Origin of the sequence: Luminiphilus sp. nBUS_07, assembly GCF_051201685.1 — a bacterium.
Lineage (GTDB): Bacteria > Pseudomonadota > Gammaproteobacteria > Pseudomonadales > Halieaceae > Luminiphilus.
Genome location: NZ_CP179213.1, coordinates 1,822,054 through 1,848,597, shown reverse-complemented (window position 1 = coordinate 1,848,597; position 26,544 = coordinate 1,822,054). Strand labels below are relative to the sequence as shown.

At 53.0% G+C, this 26,544-nt stretch carries 24 protein-coding genes and 1 tRNA gene; 22 read left to right on the top strand and 3 right to left on the bottom strand.

Annotated elements, in window-relative coordinates; all coding sequences use genetic code 11:
- Positions 1-28: 28 nt before the first annotated feature.
- Positions 29-2,884, bottom strand: a complete 2,856-nt coding sequence (locus tag ACMAZB_RS08210; RefSeq protein WP_435216425.1) for an Rne/Rng family ribonuclease — start codon at positions 2,882-2,884, stop codon at positions 29-31.
- Between the two features lie 468 nt (positions 2,885-3,352).
- Between ACMAZB_RS08210 and ACMAZB_RS08205 the strand changes: the two genes are divergently transcribed.
- Positions 3,353-4,315 (top strand): RluA family pseudouridine synthase, encoded by a 963-nt coding sequence (locus ACMAZB_RS08205; protein ID WP_435216424.1) that lies wholly within the window; start codon positions 3,353-3,355, stop codon positions 4,313-4,315.
- A 9-nt stretch (positions 4,316-4,324) separates the two neighbouring features.
- Here ACMAZB_RS08205 and ACMAZB_RS08200 read toward each other — a convergent pair whose 3' ends face one another.
- Entirely contained in the window at positions 4,325-4,915 is a 591-nt protein-coding gene (locus ACMAZB_RS08200) for a Maf family protein (RefSeq protein ID WP_435216422.1), read from the bottom strand.
- 80 nt (positions 4,916-4,995) lie between these two features.
- On the opposite strand from ACMAZB_RS08200, the gene ACMAZB_RS08195 reads away from it, so the two are divergent.
- From ACMAZB_RS08195 to ACMAZB_RS08105, 19 genes are all read left to right on the top strand, one after another.
- The gene (locus ACMAZB_RS08195) at positions 4,996-5,532 is read left to right on the top strand and encodes a YceD family protein (RefSeq protein WP_435216421.1); all 537 of its coding nucleotides are present in this window, start codon (positions 4,996-4,998) and stop codon (positions 5,530-5,532) included.
- A gap of 45 nt (positions 5,533-5,577) precedes the next feature.
- Positions 5,578-5,760, top strand: a complete 183-nt coding sequence (rpmF, locus tag ACMAZB_RS08190) for a 50S ribosomal protein L32 (RefSeq protein WP_435210856.1) — start codon at positions 5,578-5,580, stop codon at positions 5,758-5,760.
- Positions 5,761-5,926: 166 nt separating this feature from the next.
- A complete protein-coding gene (fabD, locus tag ACMAZB_RS08185) occupies positions 5,927-6,832 on the top strand; it encodes an ACP S-malonyltransferase (protein WP_435220067.1) in 906 nt (301 codons plus the stop codon).
- On the top strand, positions 6,829-7,569 hold the full coding sequence (gene fabG / locus ACMAZB_RS08180) for a 3-oxoacyl-ACP reductase FabG (protein ID WP_435216419.1): 741 nt from the start codon (positions 6,829-6,831) through the stop codon (positions 7,567-7,569). The genes fabD and fabG overlap by 4 nt, the downstream gene beginning before the upstream one ends.
- A 103-nt stretch (positions 7,570-7,672) precedes the next feature.
- Positions 7,673-7,909, top strand: a complete 237-nt coding sequence (acpP, locus tag ACMAZB_RS08175) for an acyl carrier protein (protein ID WP_007233938.1) — start codon at positions 7,673-7,675, stop codon at positions 7,907-7,909.
- A gap of 144 nt (positions 7,910-8,053) precedes the next feature.
- Entirely contained in the window at positions 8,054-9,298 is a 1,245-nt protein-coding gene (fabF, locus tag ACMAZB_RS08170; RefSeq protein ID WP_435216417.1) for a beta-ketoacyl-ACP synthase II, read from the top strand.
- Between the two features lie 8 nt (positions 9,299-9,306).
- Positions 9,307-10,140, top strand: a complete 834-nt coding sequence (locus ACMAZB_RS08165; protein ID WP_435216415.1) for an aminotransferase class IV — start codon at positions 9,307-9,309, stop codon at positions 10,138-10,140.
- A 169-nt stretch (positions 10,141-10,309) separates the two neighbouring features.
- Positions 10,310-11,167 (top strand): endolytic transglycosylase MltG, encoded by an 858-nt coding sequence (gene mltG / locus ACMAZB_RS08160; RefSeq protein ID WP_435216413.1) that lies wholly within the window; start codon positions 10,310-10,312, stop codon positions 11,165-11,167.
- Positions 11,164-11,811 carry a dTMP kinase gene (gene tmk, locus ACMAZB_RS08155; RefSeq protein ID WP_435216411.1) on the top strand — a complete coding sequence of 216 codons (648 nt, stop codon included), beginning with the start codon at positions 11,164-11,166 and terminating at the stop codon, positions 11,809-11,811. The genes mltG and tmk overlap by 4 nt, the downstream gene beginning before the upstream one ends.
- Entirely contained in the window at positions 11,798-12,748 is a 951-nt protein-coding gene (holB, locus tag ACMAZB_RS08150; protein ID WP_435216409.1) for a DNA polymerase III subunit delta', read from the top strand. Before tmk ends, holB begins: the two co-directional genes overlap by 14 nt.
- Positions 12,749-12,810: 62 nt before the next feature.
- The gene (locus ACMAZB_RS08145; protein ID WP_435216407.1) at positions 12,811-13,155 is read left to right on the top strand and encodes a PilZ domain-containing protein; all 345 of its coding nucleotides are present in this window, start codon (positions 12,811-12,813) and stop codon (positions 13,153-13,155) included.
- A gap of 527 nt (positions 13,156-13,682) precedes the next feature.
- A tRNA-Leu gene (locus ACMAZB_RS08140) sits at positions 13,683-13,767 on the top strand.
- Between the two features lie 103 nt (positions 13,768-13,870).
- Entirely contained in the window at positions 13,871-15,196 is a 1,326-nt protein-coding gene (tig, locus tag ACMAZB_RS08135) for a trigger factor (RefSeq protein WP_435216405.1), read from the top strand.
- Positions 15,197-15,219: 23 nt separating this feature from the next.
- Positions 15,220-15,858 (top strand): ATP-dependent Clp endopeptidase proteolytic subunit ClpP, encoded by a 639-nt coding sequence (gene clpP, locus ACMAZB_RS08130; protein WP_435210841.1) that lies wholly within the window; start codon positions 15,220-15,222, stop codon positions 15,856-15,858.
- Between the two features lie 84 nt (positions 15,859-15,942).
- Positions 15,943-17,223 (top strand): ATP-dependent Clp protease ATP-binding subunit ClpX, encoded by a 1,281-nt coding sequence (clpX, locus tag ACMAZB_RS08125; RefSeq protein ID WP_435210839.1) that lies wholly within the window; start codon positions 15,943-15,945, stop codon positions 17,221-17,223.
- A 119-nt stretch (positions 17,224-17,342) separates the two neighbouring features.
- Positions 17,343-19,754 carry an endopeptidase La gene (gene lon, locus ACMAZB_RS08120; RefSeq protein WP_435216403.1) on the top strand — a complete coding sequence of 804 codons (2,412 nt, stop codon included), beginning with the start codon at positions 17,343-17,345 and terminating at the stop codon, positions 19,752-19,754.
- A 141-nt stretch (positions 19,755-19,895) separates the two neighbouring features.
- On the top strand, positions 19,896-20,171 hold the full coding sequence (locus ACMAZB_RS08115; protein WP_435210836.1) for an HU family DNA-binding protein: 276 nt from the start codon (positions 19,896-19,898) through the stop codon (positions 20,169-20,171).
- Between the two features lie 245 nt (positions 20,172-20,416).
- The gene (locus ACMAZB_RS08110) at positions 20,417-22,291 is read left to right on the top strand and encodes a SurA N-terminal domain-containing protein (RefSeq protein ID WP_435216401.1); all 1,875 of its coding nucleotides are present in this window, start codon (positions 20,417-20,419) and stop codon (positions 22,289-22,291) included.
- A gap of 40 nt (positions 22,292-22,331) precedes the next feature.
- The gene (locus tag ACMAZB_RS08105) at positions 22,332-22,925 is read left to right on the top strand and encodes a DUF1285 domain-containing protein (protein ID WP_435216399.1); all 594 of its coding nucleotides are present in this window, start codon (positions 22,332-22,334) and stop codon (positions 22,923-22,925) included.
- A 35-nt stretch (positions 22,926-22,960) separates the two neighbouring features.
- Here the strand turns inward: ACMAZB_RS08105 and ACMAZB_RS08100 are convergent, their stop codons facing one another.
- Positions 22,961-24,613 carry an electron transfer flavoprotein-ubiquinone oxidoreductase gene (locus tag ACMAZB_RS08100; protein WP_435210830.1) on the bottom strand — a complete coding sequence of 551 codons (1,653 nt, stop codon included), beginning with the start codon at positions 24,611-24,613 and terminating at the stop codon, positions 22,961-22,963.
- Between the two features lie 210 nt (positions 24,614-24,823).
- On the opposite strand from ACMAZB_RS08100, the gene ACMAZB_RS08095 reads away from it, so the two are divergent.
- Positions 24,824-25,576 carry an electron transfer flavoprotein subunit beta/FixA family protein gene (locus ACMAZB_RS08095; protein WP_435210828.1) on the top strand — a complete coding sequence of 251 codons (753 nt, stop codon included), beginning with the start codon at positions 24,824-24,826 and terminating at the stop codon, positions 25,574-25,576.
- Entirely contained in the window at positions 25,573-26,502 is a 930-nt protein-coding gene (locus ACMAZB_RS08090) for an electron transfer flavoprotein subunit alpha/FixB family protein (RefSeq protein WP_435210826.1), read from the top strand. Before ACMAZB_RS08095 ends, ACMAZB_RS08090 begins: the two co-directional genes overlap by 4 nt.
- The last annotated feature ends 42 nt before the right edge of the window (positions 26,503-26,544 follow it).

Sequence of the window (26,544 nt, the reverse complement as noted above, 5' to 3'; positions counted from 1 at the left end):
AAAAAGGGGCCTGTAAGGCCCCTTTTTTTTAGTTGGCTTGAACATCTGGCAGTGCGTCATCTCCAGACGGTGCTTCGGGGGAATCCTTTGGCGCCGTGAACGACAGTCCAGCTTTTGGTCCTCGAGGATCATTGCTTGCCCTCGGAATATCTCGGCTGACAATACTTACGGGTGGGGCTTCTTGCTCGAGGAACAAGGCCTGCCGCAATGTCTCAACGTTGACGTCGCCGATGGGTCTGGGTTCAACTCGCGGATCGTTAACCGCTCGCCCTGCAGGCGTAACCCCAGAACGGTCGATTTCCTGCACCGACTGTGCAGCTTCTGCTGCTACCTCTTCAGATTTAACCTCCGCTGTAGCGCCCGCGATTGTTTGAGGCTCGGATGCAGCCTCAACAGGTTGTGCAGTTGGCTCAGGGCTGACCGGCTCTGCGATTTCAGCGGTGCTCTGGGCATCTTCCGTTGGTGCTACCTCTGACGGTACCTCCGTCTCGCTGACGCTATTTGCGGCCTCGCCCAAGAGGTCGATTTGGTCTGTCACTGAACCCAACGCTTGGGAGGGAGCCTCTGCCACAGCATTTGCAGCAGCCTCTGCTGGCGCTTCAGTCTCGACGGCTTCGTTTCTTACCTCGGCAACATCTGCGCTTGCGGTATCTTCGGGCGTTGCAAGTTTAGGACCTCTCTGACGCCGACGTCGGCCTTCGCTACGTTTATCAGAAGGTCTGTGTCGTGCGCTTTCTGAGGTGTCTTCAGTGTTTGCAGCCTGCACCGATTGATCATTCGAGTCGGCGCTGTCCTCGTCTTCGTTAGCACTGGCATCTTCCTGAGTGGCAACTTCAGAGCCTTCAGATTGCAGACGCTTCTGACCGCCACGACGACCACGACGGCGGCGATTGCGCTTAGGTCGATCATCTGCGTCGCCGTCCGAGTCCCCTGAGTCTGCCTGTTCTGGTTCTGCGGCAGATTGCTCTGCATCGCTGGCATCGTCGATAGAGCTGTCTGATTCTGGACGTCGGCTGCGGGTGCGGTTTCTGCCTCCACGGCTTCGTCGCTGACGATTAGAATTTTCTTTGGGTTCAGGGTTTTCCTCGCTCGCCGTCGCTACCGCCTCATTTTCTTCTGCGGCGTTGGGTTCTTCAGTGGTGGCGGGCGCGAACAGTGCTCCCCACATACGACTGAGCATGCCGGCTTTTTGTGGCGCCTCGGCAGCGGGCTTTGGCGCTGTGTTGACAGGCTCTGCGGGTTGAGTGGTTTCCTCAGGCTCGGCGGCAACCGGTGCCGGCCCCTGAGGGGTTACGCCACGAACTAAGGGCTGTGGAGCTGCAGGCACTGCGCTTACCTCATCTCGCACGGCGATAGGGTCGGGGGCCTCTATAGCCACCTCATAGCTAAGCGTCGTGGTTTCTTCCACTTCGTCGTCACGGAGCCTGATAACGTCGAAATGGGGCGTCTCCATATGTGGGTTGGGGATAATCAAGACCCTCACACCGCTAGAGTTTTCAATGTCGTTGACGGCGCTTCGTTTTTCATTTAACAGAAATGCGGCTACCTCTACAGGCACTACCGCTCTGACTTCGCCGGTCCGGTCCTTGGCCGCCTCTTCTTGCAGTAGTCTCAGAATGGCCAGGGCGAGTGATTTTGTGTCTCGTATCGTGCCCTTACCAGTACAGCGAGGACAAACCATGGCGCTGATCTCACCCAAAGACGGCCTAAGCCGTTGGCGAGACATTTCCAGCAACCCAAATCTAGAAATTCGACCCACTTGCACGCGAGCTCGATCGACTTCGAGGGCATCCCGAATTCTGTTTTCCACGGCGCGTTGATTTTTGTTGGCATTCATATCAATGAAGTCAATAACGACCAAGCCACCCATATCTCTCAAACGAAGTTGTCGAGCGACTTCGTCGGCTGCCTCTAAGTTGGTTTGCAGCGCCGTCTGCTCAATGTCCGAGCCTTTGGTGGCGCGAGCCGAGTTGATATCTATAGAGATCAGTGCCTCGGTGGGGTCGATGACGATTGAGCCGCCAGAAGGAAGTCGAACCTCACGTTGAAATGCGCTTTCTATTTGCCCCTCAACTTGGAAGCGGTTGAAGAGGGGAATGGAGTCTTCGTAGAGCCGTATGCGTTGAGCATATTTCGGCATAACCATTGTGACGAAGTCGTGGGCCTGTTGCCACGCGGCTTTATCATCGATAAGCACCTGATCAACGTCATCGCGCAGGTAATCGCGAATAGTACGAATAATGACATCGCTCTCCTGATACAACAGCACAGGGGCTTTATTTTCGTCTGATGCCGTTGAGATAGAGCTCCATAGCTGGAGGAGGTAGTCCAGATCCCACTGTAGCTCTTCTGGACTGCGCCCAACCCCGGCTGTGCGGATAATGACGCCCATACCGTCAGGAATATTCAGTTGCGATAAGGCGTCCCTGAGTTCACTTCGGTCATCACCCTCAATACGGCGAGATATGCCGCCGGCCTTGGGGTTGTTAGGCATCAAAACCATGTATCGGCCAGCCAGACTGATATAAGTGGTGAGCGCGGCTCCTTTGGTGCCTCGCTCTTCCTTGTCCACTTGTACAATGACTTCGGTGCCTTCTTTGAGCACATCCTTGATGCGAGTTTTGCCGTCACCATCGGGGGCTGTGCTGCGGTAATACTGGTGGGCAATTTCCTTCAGCGGTAAAAACCCGTGGCGGTCGGCGCCGAAGTCTACGAAAGCGGCTTCGAGGCTGGGTTCAACCCGCGTAATTTTCGCTTTATATACATTAGCCTTAGTGGATCCTCGCGATCGATTTTCGATGTCGAGGTCGTTTAGGCGCTGTCCATCCACAAGAGCAACCCGAATCTCCTCGGGTTGTGTGGCGTTAATGAGCATTTTCTTCATGATTATTGTCCAATGGGCGAAGCCACCGAACAGGTGCGATACCCCGGGACAGGGTAAGAAAACAAGCAGGGTTTCGTGCGCTTGTGCGCCCAACCCAGATCTGTGGGTCCTCCACAGATTTAATGTTGCCGTCGGCACCGTCTTTGTGACGAAGCCAAAAAATCACACCGCGTTCGTTGTATTCGCGGGTTAACAAAAGCCCTCTGCGTACCCCGCTCTGACGGGGAGATGTCCTCAAATAGCCCGGAGTGGTCACGGTACAGGCAGGAGCGCGTTTAAATTTTCAGGGAGTATTCGGTCGCTGGCTGCAGCACCCTCGATACGTATTTTCTGGAGGGGAGCGGCGGATCAGGCTACTCTATCGGCCTGAGAGCGGGAGGCGCACCGGTCATTCACATTTATGCCGGGCCTTCCAAAACACCAGTGCGTTGGAATACAACCGAAATGGACATTAACACTAAATGCTAAGTGATTCAATTGTCTGAAAAAAAAGGCAGCGACACGCAAAGGGATACGAAGGTCGAGTGGCGCACAGTATTGCCGGAAGAAGCCGGCCAGCGTCTCGATAACTTTCTTCAGCGGGTCCGCGGTGGTGTGCCCAAGACCCGTATTTACCGAGCTATCCGAAAGGGCGAGGTTCGTGTTAACAAGGGCAGGGTTAAGCCCGACACTCGGCTTGAGGCGGGTGTTTCAATCAGAATCCCGCCGCTGCGGGTCCCGGAAAAGGCGGAAGCAGCGGGCGCGGCAGGCTGGCGCGCTCGCCTACGTGATGCGGTAGTGAGAGAAGAATCTACGCTGTTGGTCATTAATAAGCCCCCGGGACTTGCTGTGCATGGGGGAAGTGGTATCAGTGTAGGGCTCATCGAAACCTTGAGAGCCATGTATGACACAGACCGCTATCTGGAGCTGGTCCATCGCCTGGATCGAGATACCTCTGGGCTGTTGTTAGTTGCGCGCCGCGCATCTACCCTGCGCAGCCTGCACGGCTTACTCCGATCAAATGGTGTGGACAAGCGTTACCTTTGTCTGGTCAGCGGCCGCTGGCCCGCGCATTTAAAGCGTGTCGATGCTCCCCTCGAAAAATTTGCGCTGCCTTCAGGTGAGCGTCGAGTTAAGGTCGCCGCGGCGGGGCGGCAGTCTTTGACGACCTTCCGTGTGGTGACGCGCTGGTCCGGTGCAACCTTGGTCGAGGCGAAACCTGTTACCGGTCGGACGCATCAAATTCGTGTGCACTGCCAGCACGCGGGCTTTCCGATCCTAGGAGACGCCAAGTATTCAGACGAGGCGGCAATACGACTGGCTGCTAAGATAGGGCTCAAACGCTTATTTTTACATGCAGCTAGCCTCAACTTTCGACTCGAGGAGCAAAACTATTCCCTTGAGGCGCCGTTGCCCAAGGAACTCCAGCGCTTGATAGAGTCTCTGGTCTAGCCTCTAAGCCTAAGGGATGCGGAAGTCCTGATCGCGGAGCATTTGGGCCAATTCGATGAGCGGCAAGCCCTGCAAGGCGGTAGGGTCAGTACTTTCGGTTGAGCGAAAAAGGCTAATGCCTAGCGCTTCCCATTTAAAACTGCCAGCACAATCTAGGGGTCGATCTACTGCAATGTAGGACGTGATTTCGCAGTCGGATAAATTTCGCATGCGCACCTGGGTCTGAACCACTCGGCAGTCGAGCATTGCTCTAACGGGGCGCCAAATGGCAACTCCTGTGAAAAACGAAACGGTTTTGTCGCTGATAAAGCGAAGCTGCTCTTGGGCTTTGGCCTCTGTGCCAGGTTTTCCCAATAGCCTATCGTCGCAGGTAGCAACTTGATCGCTGCCGATGCTGAGGTAGTCGCCTGAGAGGTGAGTAATGGCTTTCGCCTTTGTTACTGAAAGGCGCTGAGCGAGTGTTAAAGGGGCTTCTAGAGGCAACGGTGATTCGTCAACAGCGACTCTTTGAATCTCAAATGGCAGCCCCAAGCGACCCAGCAATTCGGCCCGATAGCGAGAGGATGAAGCAAGAACAAGTGTTTGCGGTCGATAATCCACAGTAATATCCTAAAAAACCCTTTGTATTACCAGCATTTAACTTTTGACACCTTGCGGGGTCGTCCGTATTATGCGCCGCCATGACGCTCGGAGCACTCCCACAAACGGTCGAAGTGCGCACGCTGGCGGCGCGCGAGGTTACACTGGCCGGGGTTTTAGACCCGATCAAGCTTCTGCGCTTCAGCTCAGCCATTGTAGCGGTGAAGCAGCCTGTCGTGGTGAACGCTGATTTTTATCGCGACGAGGAGGGCAGGTACATAGTTTCTGTGCAGGTAACTGCAGAGGTACAAGTCACCTGTCAGCGGTGTTTGGGCACCTTGGAGCAGACGGTTGCTTCATCTGCGCTGCTGGCCGTGGTTTGGACAGACGAGCAGGCGGCTCAGCTTCCGCCCAGGTATGAGCCACTGGTGGCAGAGGCTGAAATAGATTTTTGGGAGGTCGTCGAAGACGAGCTCCTGCTGGCATTGCCGAGCTTTAGCTACCACAGCGATGCAAACTGTGGTGCCGAGACTGGTGTGCAGGCACCGGGGTCAGGGGACACAGCGGTTCTAGGAAGCCCAGACAAAGACAATCCCTTTGATGTGCTCAAAGCACTAAAGGGCGACGTAGACAAGTAACACGCGGGATGGCAGCAACGCCTTCTCGTTCGAATGGAGAAAGTTATGGCCGTACAGAAGAATCGCAAAACCCGCTCTCGTCGCGGTATGCGTCGCTCACACGACGCCCTCGAGGGCCCTACACTGACCGTAGATGCCACGTCTGGTGAGGTTCGTCGCCGTCACCACATGAGTGCAGACGGATTTTACCGAGGTAAAAAGGTCATCAATACAGGTTCCGACGACTGACTGTCTCGGTAGGGCCATTTTAAGGGTCCTGCCAAAACTTGAATTCAGTTCTGGGCCGGGGGGCGTAAGTGTGTCGCAGATAGAACTCAAGCAGCAGGCCACTTCGGTAGCGAAGCACGGCCATACTGGGTTTTTGTTTCCGGGCCAAGGCTCTCAATACCTTGGCATGCTTTCGGACATCGCGTCGGAGGAGGCTGTCATCTCTGACACCTTTGCCGAAGGCTCCGATGCCGTGTCCCTCGATCTTTGGTCTTTGGCCCAAAATGGGCCCGCTGAATCCCAAGCGCTCACCGAAAATACGCAACCACTCATATTGACCGCCAGCGTTGCGCTTTATAGATTGTGGCTGCAGCGCGGAGGGCAGGTGCCCAGCGTGTTGGCGGGCCACAGCTTGGGAGAATTCTCGGCATTGGTCGCGGCGGAATCTCTTGCCTTTCGCGACGCTGTGAAAATTGTGCGTTTGCGCGGGCAGGCCATGCAGGCGGCGGTGCCTGTTGGCACAGGTGCTATGGCCGCCGTGCTAGGGCTGCCAGATGAAACAATCAATACAATTTGTGCCGATGCAAGTGTTGACACCAACACACAGGTATTGGCCGTTAACTTCAATTCGCCGGGTCAGGTCGTTATTGCGGGCCACGTAGGGGCCGTCGGGCATGCTTCAGTCGCTTTAAAGGAGGCTGGCGCGAAACGTGTTTTGCCGCTGCCTGTCAGTGCACCATTTCATACGCCCTTAATGCAGCCTGCTGCTGCTGCCCTAAACGAGGCACTCGAGCATGTCGAGCTCGCTGACGCTCAGATCCCCGTTATCAGTAACGTCAATGCTAGGCCTCACACCGATAGCACAACAATCGCCCAGTTGCTGGTGCAGCAAGTTGTGGCTCCAGTGCAGTGGACGTCGTGTGTAGAAACAATGATTGAAATGGGCTGTGCAGATTTCGTGGAGTGTGGCCCCGGTAGGGTGTTATCCGGTTTGATGCGACGTATTGATCGCTCGACATCTTGCTATGCCATTGAGTCGCCCACGGCCTTTTCAGAAGCCTTAAACCAACCGTCTGAGGTGCCTACAATATGAGTGAGAGTCAACCCCCCGTCGCCCTAGTGACAGGCGCCAGTCGAGGCATTGGGCTCGCTATTGCGAACACACTCATGCAGGCCAACATGGCGGTTATCGGTACTGCGACAACGGAATCGGGGGCGGCGAGCATTGATTCAAGACTCTCGCCTCACGGTGGCGCAGGGCTAGTTCTGGATGTGGCAAATGAAGCCAGCGTCGACGAACTCATGTCGACGGTAAAGGAACGTTTCGGTGCCCCACTTATTTTGGTTAATAACGCAGGTATCACCCGAGACAATATTCTAATGCGTATGAAAAACGACGAGTGGGATAGCGTGATTGACACCAATCTGAGCTCTGTTTTTCGCTTGAGTAAGGCTTGCCTTAGAGGGATGACGAAAGCTAAATGGGGGCGCATTGTCACAATTACTTCTGTGGTGGGCTCTATGGGAAATGCAGGGCAGGCCAATTACGCGGCGACAAAAGCAGGTGCTGAGGGCTTTACACGCGCCCTCGCAAGAGAGGTGGGGTCACGAGCGATCACCGTCAACGCAGTCGCTCCCGGATTTATAGATACAGATATGACCCGCGATTTATCTGAAGAAAATCGCAACGCTATGCTGAATCAGATACCTCTGTCTCGTTTGGGTCGTCCTGAGGAAATCGCTGAGACCGTTAAATTTTTAGTGAGCGATGCAGCGGCTTACATCACCGGAGAGACGATTCACGTAAATGGCGGAATGTATATGGCCTGACAGCAGGCCTCATATTTGGTTCTATCTGGGTGAGTTTACAGGTAGAATCCGCACACCGAAGAGGGCTTAGGCCCGCCAACAAGCTGGGAGAGTAATACAGACTATGAGCAGCATTGAAGATCGCGTAAAAAAAATCGTTGCCGAGCAGCTGGGCGTTAAAGAAGACGAAGTTCGCACAGAGGCTTCTTTCGTTGACGACCTGGGCGCAGACTCGCTAGACACCGTGGAGCTCGTAATGGCTCTCGAAGAGGAGTTTGAAACTGAAATTCCTGATGAGGAGGCTGAAAAAATCACTACGGTGCAGTTGGCTATTAACTACATCAATGAAAACCTTGCCTAAGGTTTTCTAACGAGACAAAAGTTATCAAGGCCGCTCTGCATTAGTGATGAGCGGCTTTTTTTTGTGCGGGTTGATTTTTTCGAGATCCATTGAGGTCTCTGATGTAGCACGGCTTTGTGCGCCCACAGGGGAGGAAAACTGTTAATGAATGGCAATCGGGTAGTAGTAACCGGACTAGGTGCAGTGACACCGGTGGGCTTGGATGTGGATTCGAGCTGGCAGGCTATCTGTAATGGGCAAAGCGGTGCCGCCAGTATCGAAAGTTTCAACACCGACGCCTTTAGCACTCAATTCAGTTGTTCAGTTAAAAATTTTTCCAGTGAAGGATACTTAGCGCCCAAAGATTCAAAACGGATGGATCCGTTTATTCAGTTTGGCATGGTGGCAGGTATTCAGGCGATTCGTGACAGTGGCCTTGAGGTCACTGAAGCCAATTGTGAGCGTATTGGCTGTGCGATTGGTTCCGGTATCGGTGGTATTGGCTCCATTGAGCGCAACAATGAGCTGATCTTAAATTCTGGGCCTCGCCGTATGTCACCGTTTTTTGTGCCCGGCGCGATTATCAACATGATCAGCGGTAACCTCTCGGTGATGTATAACCTTCAGGGACCGAATTTAGCCATTGTCACTGCCTGCACGAGTGGCACCCACAACATTGGAATGGGCGCTCGTCTAATTGCCACGGGGGAGGCCGATGCAATGCTGGTGGGCGGAGCTGAAATGGCAACCACCCCGGTCGGATTAGGAGGGTTTGCGGCAGCAAGGGCGCTGTCGACTCGTAATGACTCTCCAGAGTTGGCCTCAAGGCCTTGGGATGCAGACCGTGACGGCTTCGTATTAGGTGATGGTGCCGCAATGCTTATGCTCGAGTCCCTCGAAAGCGCAACAGCTCGCAAGGCCAAAATATATGCCGAGCTGACAGGTTTTGGTATGAGCGGCGACGCTTACCACATGACCTCACCACCAGAAGACGGTCGCGGTGCAGCGCGATCAATGGCCAATGCGCTGCGTGACTCAGGTCTAAACCCAGCGGAGGTGGGGTACATTAACGCTCATGGTACTTCGACAATTGTCGGTGACCGCGCTGAAACAATGGCGGTTAAATCAATTTTTGGTGATGCAGCCTCCGATGTCGCAGTGAGCTCTACGAAGTCAATGATTGGGCATCTGCTGGGTGCCGCAGGCGCGGTTGAAGCGGTATTCACGATTCTCGCGATACGTGACAACGTGGCGCCACCGACCATCAACCTTGATAATCCTGGAGAGGGGTGTGATCTGAACTATGTGCCTCACACTGCACAGCAGCGAACCATTAATCACGCCATTAGCAATTCGTTCGGTTTTGGCGGGACGAACGGGTCTCTTGTCTTTAGTCAATTCCCCGAGTAGCTCCTAGCTTGGCTGCGGAGACCTTTTGGGTCGACGGCGTCGCCAATACCGAGGTGCCTCCCGATGATCGCGGGCTGTGTTTGGCCGATGGCGCCTTTGAGACACTTCGTGTTGAATCTGGTGTTATTTCATGCAAACGCCGTCATGCTAAGCGCTTGGGCACGGGTCTCTATGTATTAAATTTTCCCGAGCCCAGTCAGACTGCGTTGAAGTGCGTCGATGAAGCCGAAGCAATTCTGAATAATACTATTCCTCAGGCAACTGGGACGCTGCGCCTCACCTTGACTCGTGGATCGGGCCCAAGGGGTTACAAAGTTCCTGAGCGACAAAAGCCACGATGTATTCTTCGCTTTAGCCCAGGGCTTGCTAATTTCGGCGCTTTGGCACCCTTGACGGTCAGTCGTGTGCGCTGGTCTAGCCAGCCATTCTTTAGGGGTTGTAAGTTGCTGGCAAGAACCGAGCAGGTAGTGGCACTAGAGGAGGCGCGGGGGCGCGGTTTTTCGGATGCCATTATGTGCGATGCATCGGGCTCCTGGGTATCGACGACTAGTGGCAATTTGTTTTTACGCGTTGGCGATCGGTTTATCACGCCGCCTGTCGATGAGGTGGGAATTGCGGGCACTCGAAGAGAGGCAATCTTGGATCAGTGGGCGGAGATGCTGGGGTATCAGGTGAGCATTCGGAAAATCAGCTCGGACGACATTGCATCAGCTCAGGAGGCATGGTGTTGTAATTCGGTTGTAGGTATCCGCCGAATCGTTGCGGTAGATCAGTTCACCTTTACCGAAATGACTGCCAGCGATGCGCTGTCAGCGTGTATTCATCGCGAGAAAGCATCGTGAGACGGTTGCTTCTCGTTTTGCTGCTTGGTTTCGGCGGCTTAGGCTTTGGGCTCTTTTTAATCGCTGAGTCGTTGCAGACGCCCATGAATTTACCCCAAAGCGGCGTCACAATTACTGTGGAGCCTGGGAGAGCCTTAAACAGACACTGAGGAAATTGAAGGCACTGGGGTTGCTCGAATCTGGTCGTACTCTGGAAATTTGGGCGCGCTGGCAAGGCATTGATCGGCAAATCCATGCTGGCGAGTATCAATTACAAGCAGGAATCACCGGTGTTGGATTTTTGGATTTGCTCAAGCGGGGCGAAGTATTGAGCTATCAGGTCACGCTTCCGGAGGGAATTACCCTCCAGCAGGCATTGGATCGATTGCATGGTGACAATCGGCTGCTACAGAAACTTAAAAACGCGCAGGACCCAAAGCTGCTTGATCTAGTTTTGCCGTCATCTTCCCCCGAGGGTTGGTTTCTGCCCGAGACTTATCGCTTTGTGGCGGGAGATTCAGACTTTGACATATTGCAGCGTGCCCACAAGCTGATGGAGCGAGCGCTCATGCAGGCCTGGGACAAGCGTTCGGTGGATACGCCGCTTCTAGCACCCTATGATGCCCTGATTCTGGCGTCGATAGTTGAGCGTGAAACCTCTGTTGCTCAAGAGCGAGCTACCATTGCCGGAGTGTTTGCGCGAAGATTAAAGGCCGGTATGCGCCTACAAACTGACCCCACGGTTATTTACGGGCTTGGGACCGAATTTGATGGTAACTTGACCCGGCGACACCTTAAAGATGTGGCTAACCCCTGGAACACCTACCGGATTAAAGGCTTGCCTCCAACGCCAATTGCTCTGCCTGGGGTTGCGGCCTTGGAGGCTGCTGTTCAGCCGGCGCCTGGCGCGGCCCTCTATTTTGTGGCACGGGGTGACGGGTATCATGTCTTCTCTGAAACTCTCGAAGAGCACAATGCCAACGTTAAGCGCTATCAGCTATCCCCGAAGGCGGATTATCGTTCGACACCTCAAGGCGGTGATAAATGAAAGTTGTGAATAACACGCCTAAATTTATTACCGTTGAAGGCGGCGAAGGCGTCGGCAAAACCACTCAGCTGCGCCTCATTGAAACGCGGTTGCAAGCACTTAACATTCCGTTGCTGGTTACTAGGGAGCCTGGTGGCACGCCTTTGGGTGAGCAGCTGCGGGCATTACTGCTCCAGAAAGACGGGCTAGCACCCACAGCAATGGCCGAGCTGCTCATGGTTTTTGCCGCCCGGGCACAGCACGTCAGCACTGTTATTGTCCCTGCTTTGGAGCGTGGGGAATGGGTGTTATGTGATCGTTTTACGGACGCTAGTTTCGCCTATCAAGGCTTTGGCCGGGGCATATCACTTGAGGTCATAGCGCAATTAGCCGACATTGTTCATCCGACGACTAAGCCTGATCTCACGATTTTACTCGATGTAGACCCTGAGATCGGTCTGCAGCGTGCTCGCGCAAGGGGCGAATTAGATCGATTTGAGCGCGAGGCTGCGCCGTTTTTTGAGGCTGTGCGGGCAGGGTATTTAAGTCAGGTTGAGCGTGAGCCTGATCGTTGGCGAGTTATTAATGCGGGAGCAGATTTAGAGAACGTGCAGCGACAATTAGATGCCTTATTGAATGAGTGGATTGCCGGTGCGACCTCCTGAATTATTGACGCCTTGGCTGAATAGGGAACTCCCCTGGCAGCAGGACGTTTTTGAGCGTTTGTCGTCCCTAGAGCGCCAGGAAAAGCTCCCTCACGCAATATTACTGACAGGCTCGAAGGGACTGGGGAAAGCCCGGCTGGCCGCATTATTTGCAGCGGGAGTGCTATGTAAAGCCTCAGATGCAGAGCCCTGTGGCAGCTGTGAAGCCTGTCAGCTGGTTGGTGGAGGGGCGCACGGCGATTTTCGTTGGATTAGACCTGAAGAGGGAAAACGCGCCATCGGAGTTGATGCTATTCGCGCTTCGGTCTCATTTATGCAGCAAACGCCTGGTTATGGATCTCATAAGATATTGGTAGTGGAGCCTGCAGAGGCGATGACAACCGCGGCCGCAAATGCGCTTTTGAAAACCCTCGAGGAGCCGCCGGGGAGGGCGTTGTTGATTTTGGTCAGTCACCGCGCTGGCGAGTTACCGGCGACCATAAGGTCTAGGTGTCAGCGATTTAACTTACCGCACCCGACAAAGCCTGCCGCGCTGGCGTGGCTGGTTGAAAATACATCATGTTCTGCACAGACAGCTGAGCAGGCTTATGCGCTTTCCCGAGCACAACCCTTAACTGCTGAGCGGCTTATTCAGGGCGACGATTTACCGTCGATAGAGGCACTAACTAACGCCTTGGGTGGGCTGCTCGATAAGACGATAGCTAACCAGGAGGTGTTAGTTGCACTGGGAGGTCATGATCTTGATGTGATTTTGGAGGCCGCGTTGCACAGCGTTGAGCAACGCCTGTATAGCGCTGCGGGCGCTGCGTACTCCCGAAGCAATTTTCACCGTCGCGACCAAATTTTAGACTGGCTTATTGCTAGTAGAAAGGGCGTTAACTTTGGTCGTGATGTGATGTTGCCAGAATTGGGCAGGCTGCTAACGACTGAGTTATGAGACAGAATGAATGTTGGGTGCGCAAAAGGTAAACTGTACGAAGAATTTTGGGAGTGTGAGCCATGAGTGACAGTAACCGCCAAGGCATTTTGTCTCTGACCATTAAGGATAAGGCCGTGCTCTATGCCGCCTATATGCCGTTTCTCGACAATGGAGGCATCTTTGTTCCCACCAATAAGCGGTACAGTATCGGTGACGAAGTCTTCATGTTGCTTACCCTAATGGATGAGCCAGAAAAAATACCCATCGCGGGGCGGGTAGTGTGGATTACGCCGGTAGGAGCCCAAGGTAATCGGCAGGCGGGTGTAGGCGTTCAATTTTCCGAACAGGATGCGACCGCAAATGCCAAAATTGAATTGCACTTGGGCGGGGCCCTCAACTCTGAGCGTCAAACTCACACAATGTGATGATGTCGATTGCTTTATCCGGTCTTTCACTGAGCTAGGTGGGAGCGTCAGATGGGTCGAGCTGAATTTTCAGATGCCTAAAAAAAAGGCCCCTTCGGGGCCCATCTACTGCATGTTTAGGAGTCTTATCACCTTGGCATCCTGCTCAGGCTCTATCTGTAACAAAGCATGTGAGCTTTGTCGTATCGGTGGGCAGCGCTAAATACCCGACGACCTCTTCAGTATGCCCCACTATGCGGGGGGGCTGTCTAGCATCAAACACGATGTTTTTAGATCGATGTGCGATAAAAATATCTCTGATAATAATGCTCATCAATTCCCAATAAAAAATAAAGTCCTATCTTAGAATCTCTATATAAGTACCTGATATATAACATTAAAATGTTTACCAATGGCGATTTCTGACGCGCTCCCGGTACTTTTGATCGTGGCTCACTTCGACACCGATATTGCAACGAATGAGTGCCTGTGCGAGTATCCGCGCCCTTGGAATCGCTGGGTTTTGGCGCTCTTCCAACAAGTTTTCTGCGGGAGTGGCGAAATTGGTAGACGCGCTGGATTTAGGTTCCAGTGCCGCAAGGCGTGAGAGTTCGAGTCTCTCCTTCCGCACCATATATAACGGCGTAGGTATAACAGCGTAGGTGCTGCACGTATTGTCAGTGTCGCGCTGGTTGCCATCAAGGCAAGCTAACATTACGAATTTCAGGAGTTTTCCATGCGGGTATCTATCGAAACCACCTCAGGCCTTGAGCGACGCCTGACCATCGGCGTCCCAGCCGAGCGGGTCGATGGCGCGGTTGAGCAGCGTCTTCGTGAGGCGTCTCGTAATGTCAGGTTGCCGGGGTTTCGGCCGGGCAAAGTGCCGATGAAGGTGATGCAGCAGCGTTTCGGTGGTGGCATCCGCCAAGAAGTCATTGGTGAGGTCATTAACCAATCGTTTCAGGAAGCGGTGGTCACTGAAAAGCTAAGGCCTGCAGGTCAGCCTCGCATTGAGCCACGCGCACTTGAGGCGGGCAGAGATGTCGAATACACAGCGACGTTCGAAATCTTTCCCACTCTGGAGATTAACGACATTACCGACCTTAAAATCGAGCGGCCGGTCGCCGAGGTCAACAGCGCCGACGTTGATGACATTATTGAAATCTTCCGAAAGCAGCGGGGCGAACTGAAAGATGTAGAACGGGCTGCAGAAACGGGCGACACGGTAGTTATCGATTTTGCCGGAACACGCGACGGAGAAGCTTTCGATGGTGGAACCGGAGAAGACCACTCTTTGGAATTGGGTAGTGGCAAAATGATTCCCGGATTCGAGGACGGCATCGTAGGTATGTCAGCGGGAGATCAAAAGTCCATCGATGTGACATTCCCAGAGGATTACTCGAGCGAGGAGTTGCAGGGCGTTGACGCGAGTTTCGCCATTACATGCAAGTCGGTTAAAGCCCTAGAGCTAGCACCGCTGGATGAGGAGCTGTTTGCAAGCTACGGAGTAGAAGAGGGTGGTGAGCCCGTATTTCGTGAAGAAGTGCAAAAGAACATGGAGCGTGAGCTGCGTAATGCGGTTCAAACGCATATTAAAAATCAGGTCATGGACGGTGTTGTTGCGGCCCACGAGGATATTGAAATTCCTTCTAGCCTCGTTGCACAAGAAATCGATGGCATGCGGGGGCAAATGTTTCAGCAATTTGGTGGTCAAGCCGCACCTGAGATGGATCTAAAAAGCATCCTCCCGGACGAAATGTTTAAAGAGCAGGCCGAGCGACGGGTAAAACTTGGACTGCTTTTAGGTGAAATGATTACGAAATTTGAGCTGCGCGCTGATCCGGCCAAGGTTAAAGAGGCTATAGAAGATATCGCTTCGACTTATCAGGAACCTGAGGAAGTGATTAATTGGTACTACAGCGAAAATGAACAGCTCGCACAGGTAGAGTCACGGGTGCTCGAAGATCAAGTGGTCGACAAGCTGCTCGAGGGTGCACAGATTGAAGATCAGGAAAGCACCTATCAAGACGCCCTAGCCGCTGCGCGTCCTGCACAGGCCTGACATAAATTTTTCCGGAGTAACTTATGATTCACGACAGACCACCGCAGGACACGAGTAATTTGGGTTTGATCCCCATGGTTATCGAGCAAACGTCTCGCGGCGAACGCTCCTTCGACATCTATTCTCGGCTGCTCAAAGAGCGCGTCATATTTGCGGTAGGACCGGTTGAAGACAACATGGCGAATCTGATTGTCGCCCAGCTGCTATTTTTGGAATCAGAAAATCCCGATAAAGACATTCACCTGTACATCAATAGCCCCGGAGGGTCCGTAACGGCAGGTCTTTCCATCTACGACACTATGCAGTTTGTAAAACCTGACGTCAGTACGATGTGCTTGGGTCAAGCCGCATCCATGGGGGCATTCCTATTAAGCGGTGGTGCACCTGAGAAACGTTTTATTTTGCCCAATGCTCGAACCATGATCCATCAGCCCTCGGGTGGCGCGCAGGGGCAGGCGACCGATATTGATATTCAAGCGAAAGAAATTCTCATTATTCGCGAGCGACTTAACCGTTTGATGGCTGAGCACACAGGGCAACCCCTTGAGGTGATTGAGCGCGATACTGAACGCGACCGTTTTATGGACGCCGAACAAAGCCAGGCTTACGGGTTGGTGGATCACGTGGTAAACAATCGCGAAGTGGTCGCCGAGGGTTCCTAGAGCAAATGGGTATTGCAAACGAGCCCCAAACCGATCATCGTTTGCAGAGGGAGAAAGTTTAGTCTCCGCTTGAGGAAGTGAGTAATGGCAAAAGACAGCGCTGACAGCGATAAGCTGCTTTACTGCTCGTTTTGTGGCAAGAGCCAAAACGAAGTAAGGAAGCTAATCGCCGGCCCATCGGTCTTCATCTGCGATGAATGCGTCGATTTGTGTAACGACATCATCCGCGAGGAAGTACAAGAGTCCGCGAGTGAATCGACCTCTGACAAGCTACCGATTCCCTTTGAGATTAATGAAATTCTTGATCAATACGTGATTGGGCAGCAAAGAGCCAAGCGTGTGCTCGCGGTCGCTGTGTACAACCACTACAAGCGTCTTCGATATACCCCTGATACGCGTACAGGGGACGACGTGGAGCTTAGCAAGTCTAATATATTGCTGGTCGGTCCCACTGGCTCTGGTAAGACTTTGCTTGCGGAAACTCTCGCTCGATTGCTTGACGTACCCTTTACAGTTGCTGACGCAACGACGCTCACAGAGGCAGGATACGTTGGGGAGGACGTGGAGAATATTATTCAGAAGCTCCTTCAGAAGTGCGACTACGATGTGGAACGCGCGCAGATGGGCATCGTCTACATTGATGAGATCGATAAAATCTCACGGAAGTCAGACAATCCATCCATCACCCGTGATGTTTCAGGTGAAGGTGTGCAGCAGGCTTTATTGAAGTTGATCGAAGGCACAGTAGCCTCAGTACCTCCACAAGGTGGTCGCAAGCACCCGCAGCAAGAGTTTTTACAAGTCGACACCAGTAACATTTTGTTCATTTGTGGCGGTGCATTCGCGGGTTTGGACAAAATTATCCGAAACCGGTCCGAAAAGGGTGGTATCGGCTTTACCGCTGAGGTTAAGAGCAAGGACGAGACCCGTCGCTTCGGTGAAATGATCTCTGACCTCGAGCCGGAAGACCTGGTTCAATACGGCCTAATCCCCGAATTTGTCGGCCGATTGCCCGTTATTGCTACCCTCGAGGAGCTCGACGTCGAAGCTCTGGTGCGAATTCTTACAGAACCGCGCAACGCGTTGACCAAACAGTACGCCAAGATGTTCGACATGGAAGGCGTGGAAATTGATTTTCGCGAAGATGGGCTTCGGGCGGTTGCTGAACGGGCGATGGAGCGAAAAACAGGTGCTCGAGGTTTGCGCTCCATTTTAGAAAACGTCCTTCTAGAGTCTATGTACAACGTTCCCTCTCAGCAGAATGTCGCGAAGATCGTTGTCGATGAAAGTGTGATTCAGGGCGAATCTGAGCCCCTTCTTGTTTACGAGAACAATGAAGCAGCCCGAGCAGTGGCTGAGGACTGAAGTCATTGGTGCCCCAACCGAGAGAGGCTTGGGCGGGGCGCTTTTAAAGTAAAGTCATCCACCCCTTGAGAATACACCGTACTATCCCCATGTAAGTGGTATAGATGCCGGAGTATTCCATGAACGACGCTGTTGCTGTTGAGTTACCTTTGCTACCCCTGCGCGATGTGGTGATTTATCCCCACATGGTGTTGCCGTTGTTTGTCGGGCGTGAGAAGTCCATTGAGGCTCTCGAACAGGCCATGGCGGATGACAAGCAAGTGTTGTTAGTCGCCCAGCGCAACGCCTCTGACGATAGCCCCGCGGTTGACGACCTTTATCAGGTTGGCACGGTATCTAATATTCTGCAGCTACTAAAGCTCCCCGATGGCACCATTAAGGTGTTGGTTGAGGGAGAGTATCGCGCTGCTATTGAGTCTATGAATGATGAAGGTGATTACACGATCGCCCACGTCAGACAAATCGAGAACAGCGGGTTACCCGAAGACGAAGTCGATGAATGCCTCCGTACGGTCGTGGAGCAGTTTGAAAAATATGTCAGCTTGAGCAAGAAAGTCCCCTCAGAGGTTCTTGCGTCGCTGTCGGGTATCGAAGACCCAGGTCGCCTCACGGACACTATCGCAGCTCACATGAGCGTAGACCTCGAAGAAAAGCAGCGCATCCTAGAGATTTCGTCATTGCAAGATCGCGTAAATCATTTGCTAGGCTTGATGGACGCCGAGATGGATCTGTTTCAAGTAGAGAAGCGGATTCGGGGTCGAGTTAAAAAGCAAATGGAGAAAAGTCAGCGCGAGTATTACCTTAACGAGCAGATGAAGGCTATTCAGAAAGAGCTGGGCGAGCTAGATGATGCGCCAAATGAGCTCGATGATTTAGAGGGTCGTATAGCCGACGCAAAGATGCCGGATGAAGCTCGGGATAAGGCTCTAGGCGAACTTAATAAGCTGAAAATGATGTCGCCCATGTCAGCAGAGGCCTCTGTGCTGCGAGGTTACATCGATTGGATGGTCAGTGTCCCTTGGACCAAGCGAAGCAAAGTGAAGCACGACCTGAAGCGTGCAGCCTCAATTCTTGATGCCGATCACTATGGCCTAGAAGAGGTCAAGGACCGGATTCTTGAGTATCTTGCCGTTCAAAAGCGCGTGCGAAAAATTAAAGGGCCGGTTCTCTGTCTCGTGGGCCCTCCCGGGGTTGGAAAAACCTCACTGGGCGAATCACTGGCAAGAGCGACAAACAGAAAGTTCGTGCGCATGGCGCTTGGTGGCGTCCGTGATGAAGCTGAAATCCGGGGGCACCGAAGAACTTATATTGGTTCTATGCCCGGTAAGTTACTGCAAAAGATGGCAAAAGCTGGTGTCCGGAATCCGCTCTTTTTGCTAGACGAAATTGATAAAATGGGCACCGACCATCGTGGAGACCCGGCATCAGCGATGTTGGAGGTTCTTGACCCCGAGCAAAATCATGCCTTCAACGATCACTATTTGGAGGTGGATTATGATTTGTCAGACGTCATGTTTGTCTGTACTTCAAATACGATGAATATTCCGGGACCTCTGTTGGATCGAATGGAAGTTATCCGTATCCCGGGTTATACCGAAGACGAAAAGTTGAACATATGCGAGCGCTATCTTGCTCCTAAGCAGATCAAACAAAATGGTTTAAAGAAGGATGAAATCAAACTGGGGCCTGAAGCCTTGCTTGATGTAATCCGCTACTACACCAAAGAGGCTGGTGTACGAGGTTTAGAGCGAGAGGTGGCGAAGATTTGTCGAAAGATGGTAAAGAAATTTGCCACTGGAGAGCTTCAAGGTGAGGTTGAGGTTACCCCCGCTATGCTGCCGGATCTGCTGGGTGTCCAAAAGTTTAATTTTGGCATTGCCGAAGAAGAGAGCAAAGTCGGACAGGTGACAGGCCTTGCTTGGACCTCGGTGGGTGGAGAGTTGTTGACCATAGAATCAGTGGCGGTAGCAGGGAAGGGACGCCACGTTAAGACCGGCTCGCTAGGTGACGTGATGCAAGAATCTATTCAGGCAGCGACCACGGTTTTTCGGTCTCGCTCGCAAAGCCTGGGCGTGCCTGCGGCCTATCATGAGCGCAATGATACCCACATCCACGTGCCGGAAGGTGCCACGCCTAAAGACGGCCCCAGTGCTGGCATTGCCATGTGCACAGCGTTAGTGAGTGTTGCGACACAGATTCCCGTGCGCTCGGATGTCGCTATGACAGGCGAGATTACTTTGCGTGGTGAAGTTCTTCCTATTGGCGGACTCAAGGAAAAACTGCTGGCTGCGCGGCGTGGTGGTATTAAGACGGTTGTCATACCCAAAGAGAATGAACGGGATCTGAAAGAGGTGCCCGACAACATTCTAGAGAACCTAGATATTAAACCTGTTAAGTGGATCGATGAGGTTCTCTCCATTGCTCTGGAGCGTATGCCAGACCCTATCAGCGATGAGGAATATCTTGTCGATACGGGCATGGCAACTAGCAATGAGGATCAAGCTGAGCCGTCCAGACCTCCTGCACATTAGTTTTGTTGTGCTTTAGGTCTTTTTTTCAGCTTATAAGGGATAACTTTCATTGACCCTTTCCACTTCATCGTTATAACCTTGAGATGTGCCATATGGGGCGTAACGCCCATTCCCGCATCAAACCTGCCGAGAGGAACTCACGTGAATAAAAATGAATTAATAGACGCAATCGCCGAAGAAGCTGATCTATCTAAGGCCTCCGCTGGTCGAGCTTTGGATGCTGCTATCAATGCCATTACTGGCGCTTTGACGAAGCAGGACACCGTTTCGCTAGTCGGTTTTGGAACCTTCTCAGTGAAGCATCGTGCAGCTCGTGAAGGTCGGAACCCTCGTAGCGGTGAGACTATCCAAATTAAAGCGTCGAACGCCCCCGGCTTTAAAGCGGGTAAAGCGCTCAAGGATGCTGTGAACAGTTAGACCCTGTCCTGCGCTGATTTCCGTCAGGTAAATCAGTAGGTCCAAAACAGTAGATTCACTCGATGAAAAGGCGCTTTATTGCGCCTTTTTTCGTATAATGGCAGCAGCAGGCTTGTAGAGCACCACTCCACAAGCTGATAGGTAGAAAGCCAGCTCGTGGCCGTTAAGTTTTTGGCTTGTAGCCAACATCAGTCATGGAAATGTTGGGTTGGCATGCAAGTCCACCAATTGGAAGTCTTAAAACAATGATGCAGTCAATTCGCGCCGGCACTCAAAATACCGGTTTCAAGCTCCTTATATTCATGATCATCCTATCCTTTGCGGGATTCGGCTTAGAGCAGGTGATATTCGGCAGCTCGGGCACGTCGGTTGCTGAGGTCAATGGCACTGAAATCACCCCTCAAGAGTTGCAGGTCGCCATAGAGGGCCAAAAGCGTCAACTGATGCAAATTTTTGGTGACAACATTGACCCCGAGATGCTGGACGATGATCGTATCCGGCCACGTGCTCTAGAAGAAATGATTGAGCGCACAGTTTTGCTTCAGGCTGCGACAGACAATGCCATGGTTGCTTCAAGTCGGGCTATTGGAGACATCGTAGGTTCCATAGAGGCGTTTAAAGTTGATGGAGCCTTCAACGCTGATCAATACAAAGTGGTGCTAGCTAACGCAGGGTATAGCCCTGAGCGCTTTCGACGTGAGCAGGCGCAGCAAATCATTCTCAGTCAACTGCAGCAGGGCGTACTGGCTTCCGATTTTGTGACCAACACGGAGCTCGCAGCGGCCGCTGTGGCAACCGCGGAAGAACGCGACGTGAGATATCTTATTGTCGCGAACGAGTTGTTGCGGGAATCCGCGGAAGTTAGTCAGGAATCCGTCAGGGAAGTTTACGATCGCGACCCCAGCAGATGGACCTCAGAGGCCTCGGTGGTTGCTGACTACATCGTGGTATCTAGGGACGATTTTCTGGCGCCAGTGGACTCAGACGCGCTAGAGGAGCAATTTAAGTCCGTGCAGGACGAGTACACGGTTGCCGAGCAAACATTGATCGCACATATTTTGCTGATCCAGGGTGACGACGAGACGGTTGAAACCTACACGCAGCGTATCGACGATGTTGCGAGCCGGGTCGCGGCAGGTGAGAATTTTGCTGATCTTGCCGCCGAAGTCTCCGATGATATTGGTTCGGCAGCGCTGGGAGGGGAGCTAGGCTTCACCGATGGCACAGTCTTTCCGGAACCGATGGAAGAGGCCATCAGCACTTTAGGTGTGGGAGATGTGTCTGCGGGTGTTGAGACCGACGCGGGAACCCACTTCATTCGCATTCAAGAGCGAGTTGCAGGTGAAACTCCAGATTACGAGCAGTTAAAAGCTGATCTGGCGAAATCCATGCAAGAAGCTGAGGCCGAGCAAACTTTGTTGGTTACTGTGGATGAATTGCGGGAATTAAGCTTCAACGCTGCAGATTTACAGCAGCCCGCCGACGCCCTGTCTCTGACAGTCGCGCAATCTGCGCCGGTTTCATTGAGCATAGGAGAGGGGGTTTTCGCTGAATCCGCTGTGCGCGAAACGTTATTTTCTGAGGAGGTCTATGAGGCTGGAAACAACAGTGCCATCTTAGAGCTCTCTGGAAATCGATTTGTGGTGGTTCGAGTTGCTGAAAAAAGGCCGGCGGAAATCCTACCGTTTTCCAAGGTGGCCAACAGCATACGCGGTGATTTAGAGACAAACGCAAGAGTGGCGGCTGAGTTGGCCCTTTTGGAGTCCTTGAGGTCGCGTCGCGCGGATGGAGAGCGTTTAGAAGAGATCGCTACGGCTGAAGACTATGAATGGCGCGTGGAACTAGGCGCGCGCAGAATTGGCAGCCTGCTGCCCGCTGAGGTGGTGACAGTGGCGTTTGCTATGCAAGAAGGTGCCGGGGCAACCCTTGAAAGCACTACGCTCGTCAATGGAGATTTAGCGATTGTCGAATTGGCAGGCATAGAGCAGGGTCAGCTGGAGAACTTATCTTCAGGCGAGCAAACTGCGATGGCAGAACAACTCACGCAGCTTCAGGGACAACTGTCTATGCTCGAGTATAGAACAGCGCTGCGCGACAATGCTGAAATCGTGACCCGGTGACTTCAGGTGTTTTGTGACGGTTAACAAAGGGAAGGGCACAATGCCTCAGGGCAGGAGCGATGCCCTCGGGCAGTTGGTGGCCGCGGTTTCCAGTGTTGAGTCGAACGTGGATATCCGCAGCCCGCTCGCGGCACCCGATTGGGTCACTGGAAAGCCGCCGCCGCCACTGGACCGATGGCACCCCGAGCACTGTGGTGATATCGGTATGGAAATTAGGGCCGATGGCAGCTGGTGGCACGATGGCTCACAAATCCGGCGCGGCGAATTGGTGCAGCTTTTTGCAAGTATTTTGCGCCTAGAAGAGGACGGTGAATACTACCTAGTCACCCCGGTAGAAAAGGTCGTCGTCAAGGTGGCATTACACCCCCTCAGGGTCACTGATGCCGAACCACTCGCAGGCCATTCGCCAGAAGTGCTTATCCTGACATTAAACACCGGGGGGCAAATTCCTCTGGACAACCGTCATACCCTGACGCCAGAACCACGGGCTGCAGATGCGGCTTACATCACTTTAGATAACGGCTTGACCGCCCTGTTCACGAGGGCGGCTTGGTACCGCCTCGTGGAACAGGCCGATGAGTCGGGTGCCATTTTTAGCGACGGCCAACGTCGGCCATTGCTGCCCGAAAACTAAGCGATTCCTGCTTCCAGCTGTGCTTAGTCGGTCACTCACATGTTGGGATAGTTAGGCCCACCAAAGCCCTCTGGCGTGACCCAAGTAATATTTTGTGACGGGTCTTTAATGTCGCAAGTTTTGCAGTGCACACAGTTTTGGGCGTTGATTTGAAACCGCTGTCCCTGAGCATCTTCCACGATCTCGTAAACACCTGCAGGGCAGTAGCGCTGCGCGGGTTCATTGTATCGGGGCAAGTTTGTCGACAGGGGTACATCAGGATCGATGAGTGTTAGGTGGCAAGGTTGGTCTTCTTCGTGATTAGTATTTGACAGAAAAACAGATGATAAGCGGTCAAAGGTGACGACGTTGTCAGGTTTGGGATATGAAATCTGTTTTGCCTTATCAGCGTCTTCTAGGCAGGCATAGTCTGGTTTTTGGTCCCGAAGTGTGAAAGGCAGCTTGCCGCGGAAAATGTTTTGGTCGATCCAAACCAATCCCGCACCAACAAGATAGCCAAACTTGTGCATAAAGCCCGCGAAGTTCCGCGTGGTGTACAGCTCGTCCCCTAACCAAGAGTCTTTTATGCGTTCGGCAAAGGTGGTGAGATCCTGAGGCGCCGCTTCACCCTCTGCTAGGGCATCCATAAGCGTCTCTGCGGCAATCATGCCGCTCTTCATGGCTGTGTGGTTGCCTTTAATCTTTACGCTGTTCAGGGTTCCGGCATCACAGCCAATTAAGAGGCCGCCGGGGAAATGCATTTTGGGTAGCGAGTTGTGACCGCCCTTAGCCAGTGCACGGGCGCCATAAGCAATGCGACTGCCACCTTCTAGCACCGACTGTGTAGTGGGGTGAGTTTTCCACCGCTGAAATTCTTCAAACGGGCTGAGATGGGGGTTTGAGTAGTTCAGGTCGCAAATCAGTCCCAAATAAACCTGATTATTATCTGCATGATACAAAAATGCTCCCCCTGAAGAGTTGCTCTCCGAGAGAGGCCAACCAAGACCATGAACCACTTTGCCGGGCTCGTGCTTGCTGGGTTCAATTTCCCAGATCTCCTTGATACCAATGCCGTAGTGCTGGGGGTCGGCGTCTTTGTCGAGATTGAACTGCTGCATCAGCTGTTTTCCGAGGTGTCCTCGGCAACCTTCCGCAAATAGAGTGTATCGGGCATGTAGCTCCATGCTGGGCACGTAAGCGTCTTTTTGGGATCCGTCTAACCCCACACCCATTTCTCCCGTGGCGATGCCCTTTACAGCGCCAGACTCATCATAGAGAACTTCTGCTGCAGCAAACCCTGGGTAGATCTCTACGCCGAGCCCTTCAGCCTGCTCGGCCAGCCAACGGCAAACGTTTCCCATAGAGACAATGTAATTGCCTTCGTTGTGGGTTGGCTTTGGGATCATGAAATTGGGTAATTTTGTGGCGCCGCTGCCGCTGGTGTAGAAGTAAAAGGTGTCTTCGGTCACCGGGGTCGTGAGTGGGGCACCAAGTTCCGCCCAGTTGGGGAGCAATTCGTTGAGCGCTCTGGGCTCCAGCACGGCGCCAGAGAGGATATGTGCGCCGACTTCGGAGCCTTTCTCTACCACACAGACCGTTGTTTCTCGCTCTTTTTCCTGCGCTAACTGCATGATGCGGATAGCAGCTGACAATCCTGCAGGTCCTGCGCCAACAATGACGACGTCGAACTCCATTGATTCGCGTTCCATAGCGATTTTCCCCCAAATTTGGTGTTGCATTGTCTAGTTGTGTGGTGTGTTCCAGCTTGGTGCTGGTATAGTCGCGTCCGAGGCAGATGACTGCCGAAAATTGACTCTTACCCAGCCTTAAAACTGAACTTAGAGTCGCCTTTTTGAACTTCGGGTATGTTACACTAAACTTCCCGCAAAGCACTATTCTAGCAAAGCTACGGAGTCATAATGAAAGCACTGGTCGCTGTTAAGCGCGTGGTTGATTATAACGTCAAGGTACGTGCCAAAGCCGATGGCAGTGATGTTGAACTTAACAATGTCAAAATGGCCATTAATCCCTTTTGTGAAATCGCTGTCGAAGAAGCAGTTCGCCTGAAAGAGGCGGGAACTGTTTCTGAGGTTGTGGTGGTTTCTGTGGGCGAAAAGTCCAGCCAAGAGCAAATCCGCACCGCACTCGCACTCGGTGCTGACCGCGGTATTCATGTCGAAGTTGAAGGGCGTCCAGAGCCTCTCGAAATTGCGAAGCTTTTGAAAGGGGTTGTCGATAAAGAGCAGCCGCAGCTGGTCATTTTGGGTAAGCAGTCTATCGATGGCGATAACAACCAGACAGGACAAATGCTGGGTGCACTCGCCAATATGGGGCAGGGGACTTTCGCATCAGAAATTAAGGTTGATGGCGATAGCTTACAGGTCATCCGAGAGGTGGATGGTGGCCTTCAGACCCTCAAGTTGTCATTGCCTGCGATTGTGACCACAGACCTTCGGTTGAACGAACCAAGATACGCGTCACTGCCCAACATTATGAAGGCTAAGAAGAAGCCCTTAGACGTCACAAACCCCGGTGAGCTTGGCGTTGAGGTCAAATCACATGTCACGCAACTCGGTGTTGCTCCGCCTCCTGAGCGCGCAGCTGGGATAAAGGTTGAGGACGTGGCTCAACTGGTCGATAAACTCAAGAACGAAGCAAAGGTGATCTCATGAATACGTTGGTTATTGCCGAACACGACAACAGCACGCTCAAGCCGGCAACGCACAACGCGGTTGCTGCCGCGCAAGCCATTGGCGGGGACATTGACATCTTAGTGGCAGGGGCCGATTGCGGGCCTGCGGCTGATGCCGCAGCAGCTATACCTGGCGTGGGCAAGGTACTGTGTGCCGACAACGCCGTGTATGCAAATCAGTTAGCGGAGAACGTGGCGTTGCTCATTGCTGATGTTGCTGCATCCTACGACAACGTTGTGGCTCCGGCGACAACTGGGGGCAAGAATACAATGCCACGCGTGGCAGCGTTGTTAGACGTCGCGCAGATCTCTGACATTATTGCCGTAGATAGTCCTGACACATTTAAGCGCCCAATTTATGCGGGCAACGTGATTGCGACGGTACAGTCATCCGACGCTAAAAAGGTCATCACAGTCCGAACCACTGCTTTTGACGGCGTTCCTGAAGAGGGCGGCTCGGCAGCGGTTGAGGCGTTAGCGGCGGCACATGATGCTGGGCTCTCGAGCTTTATCAGCGAAGAGGTTGCTGTGTCGGACAGGCCCGAACTGACAGCCGCTTCCGTGGTGATTTCAGGTGGCCGAGGCATGCAAAACGGTGATAATTTCCAACTGCTCGAAGGCATTGCCGACAAGCTCGGCGCTGCGATTGGCGCTTCTAGGGCAGCGGTAGACGCTGGGTTTGTGCCCAACGACTATCAGGTTGGACAAACCGGCAAGATTGTCGCGCCAGATCTTTACATCGCCGTGGGAATTTCGGGTGCCATTCAGCACTTGGCGGGAATGAAAGACAGCAAGGTTATTGTTGCCATCAATAAGGATGAGGATGCGCCTATCTTTCAAGTCGCAGACTATGGTTTGGTCGCAGATTTGTTTCAAGCCTTGCCAGAGTTAGAAGCGGCTATTTAGCAACATTGCCCCATCGCCTTAAGACCCAAGACTTAAGGCGGT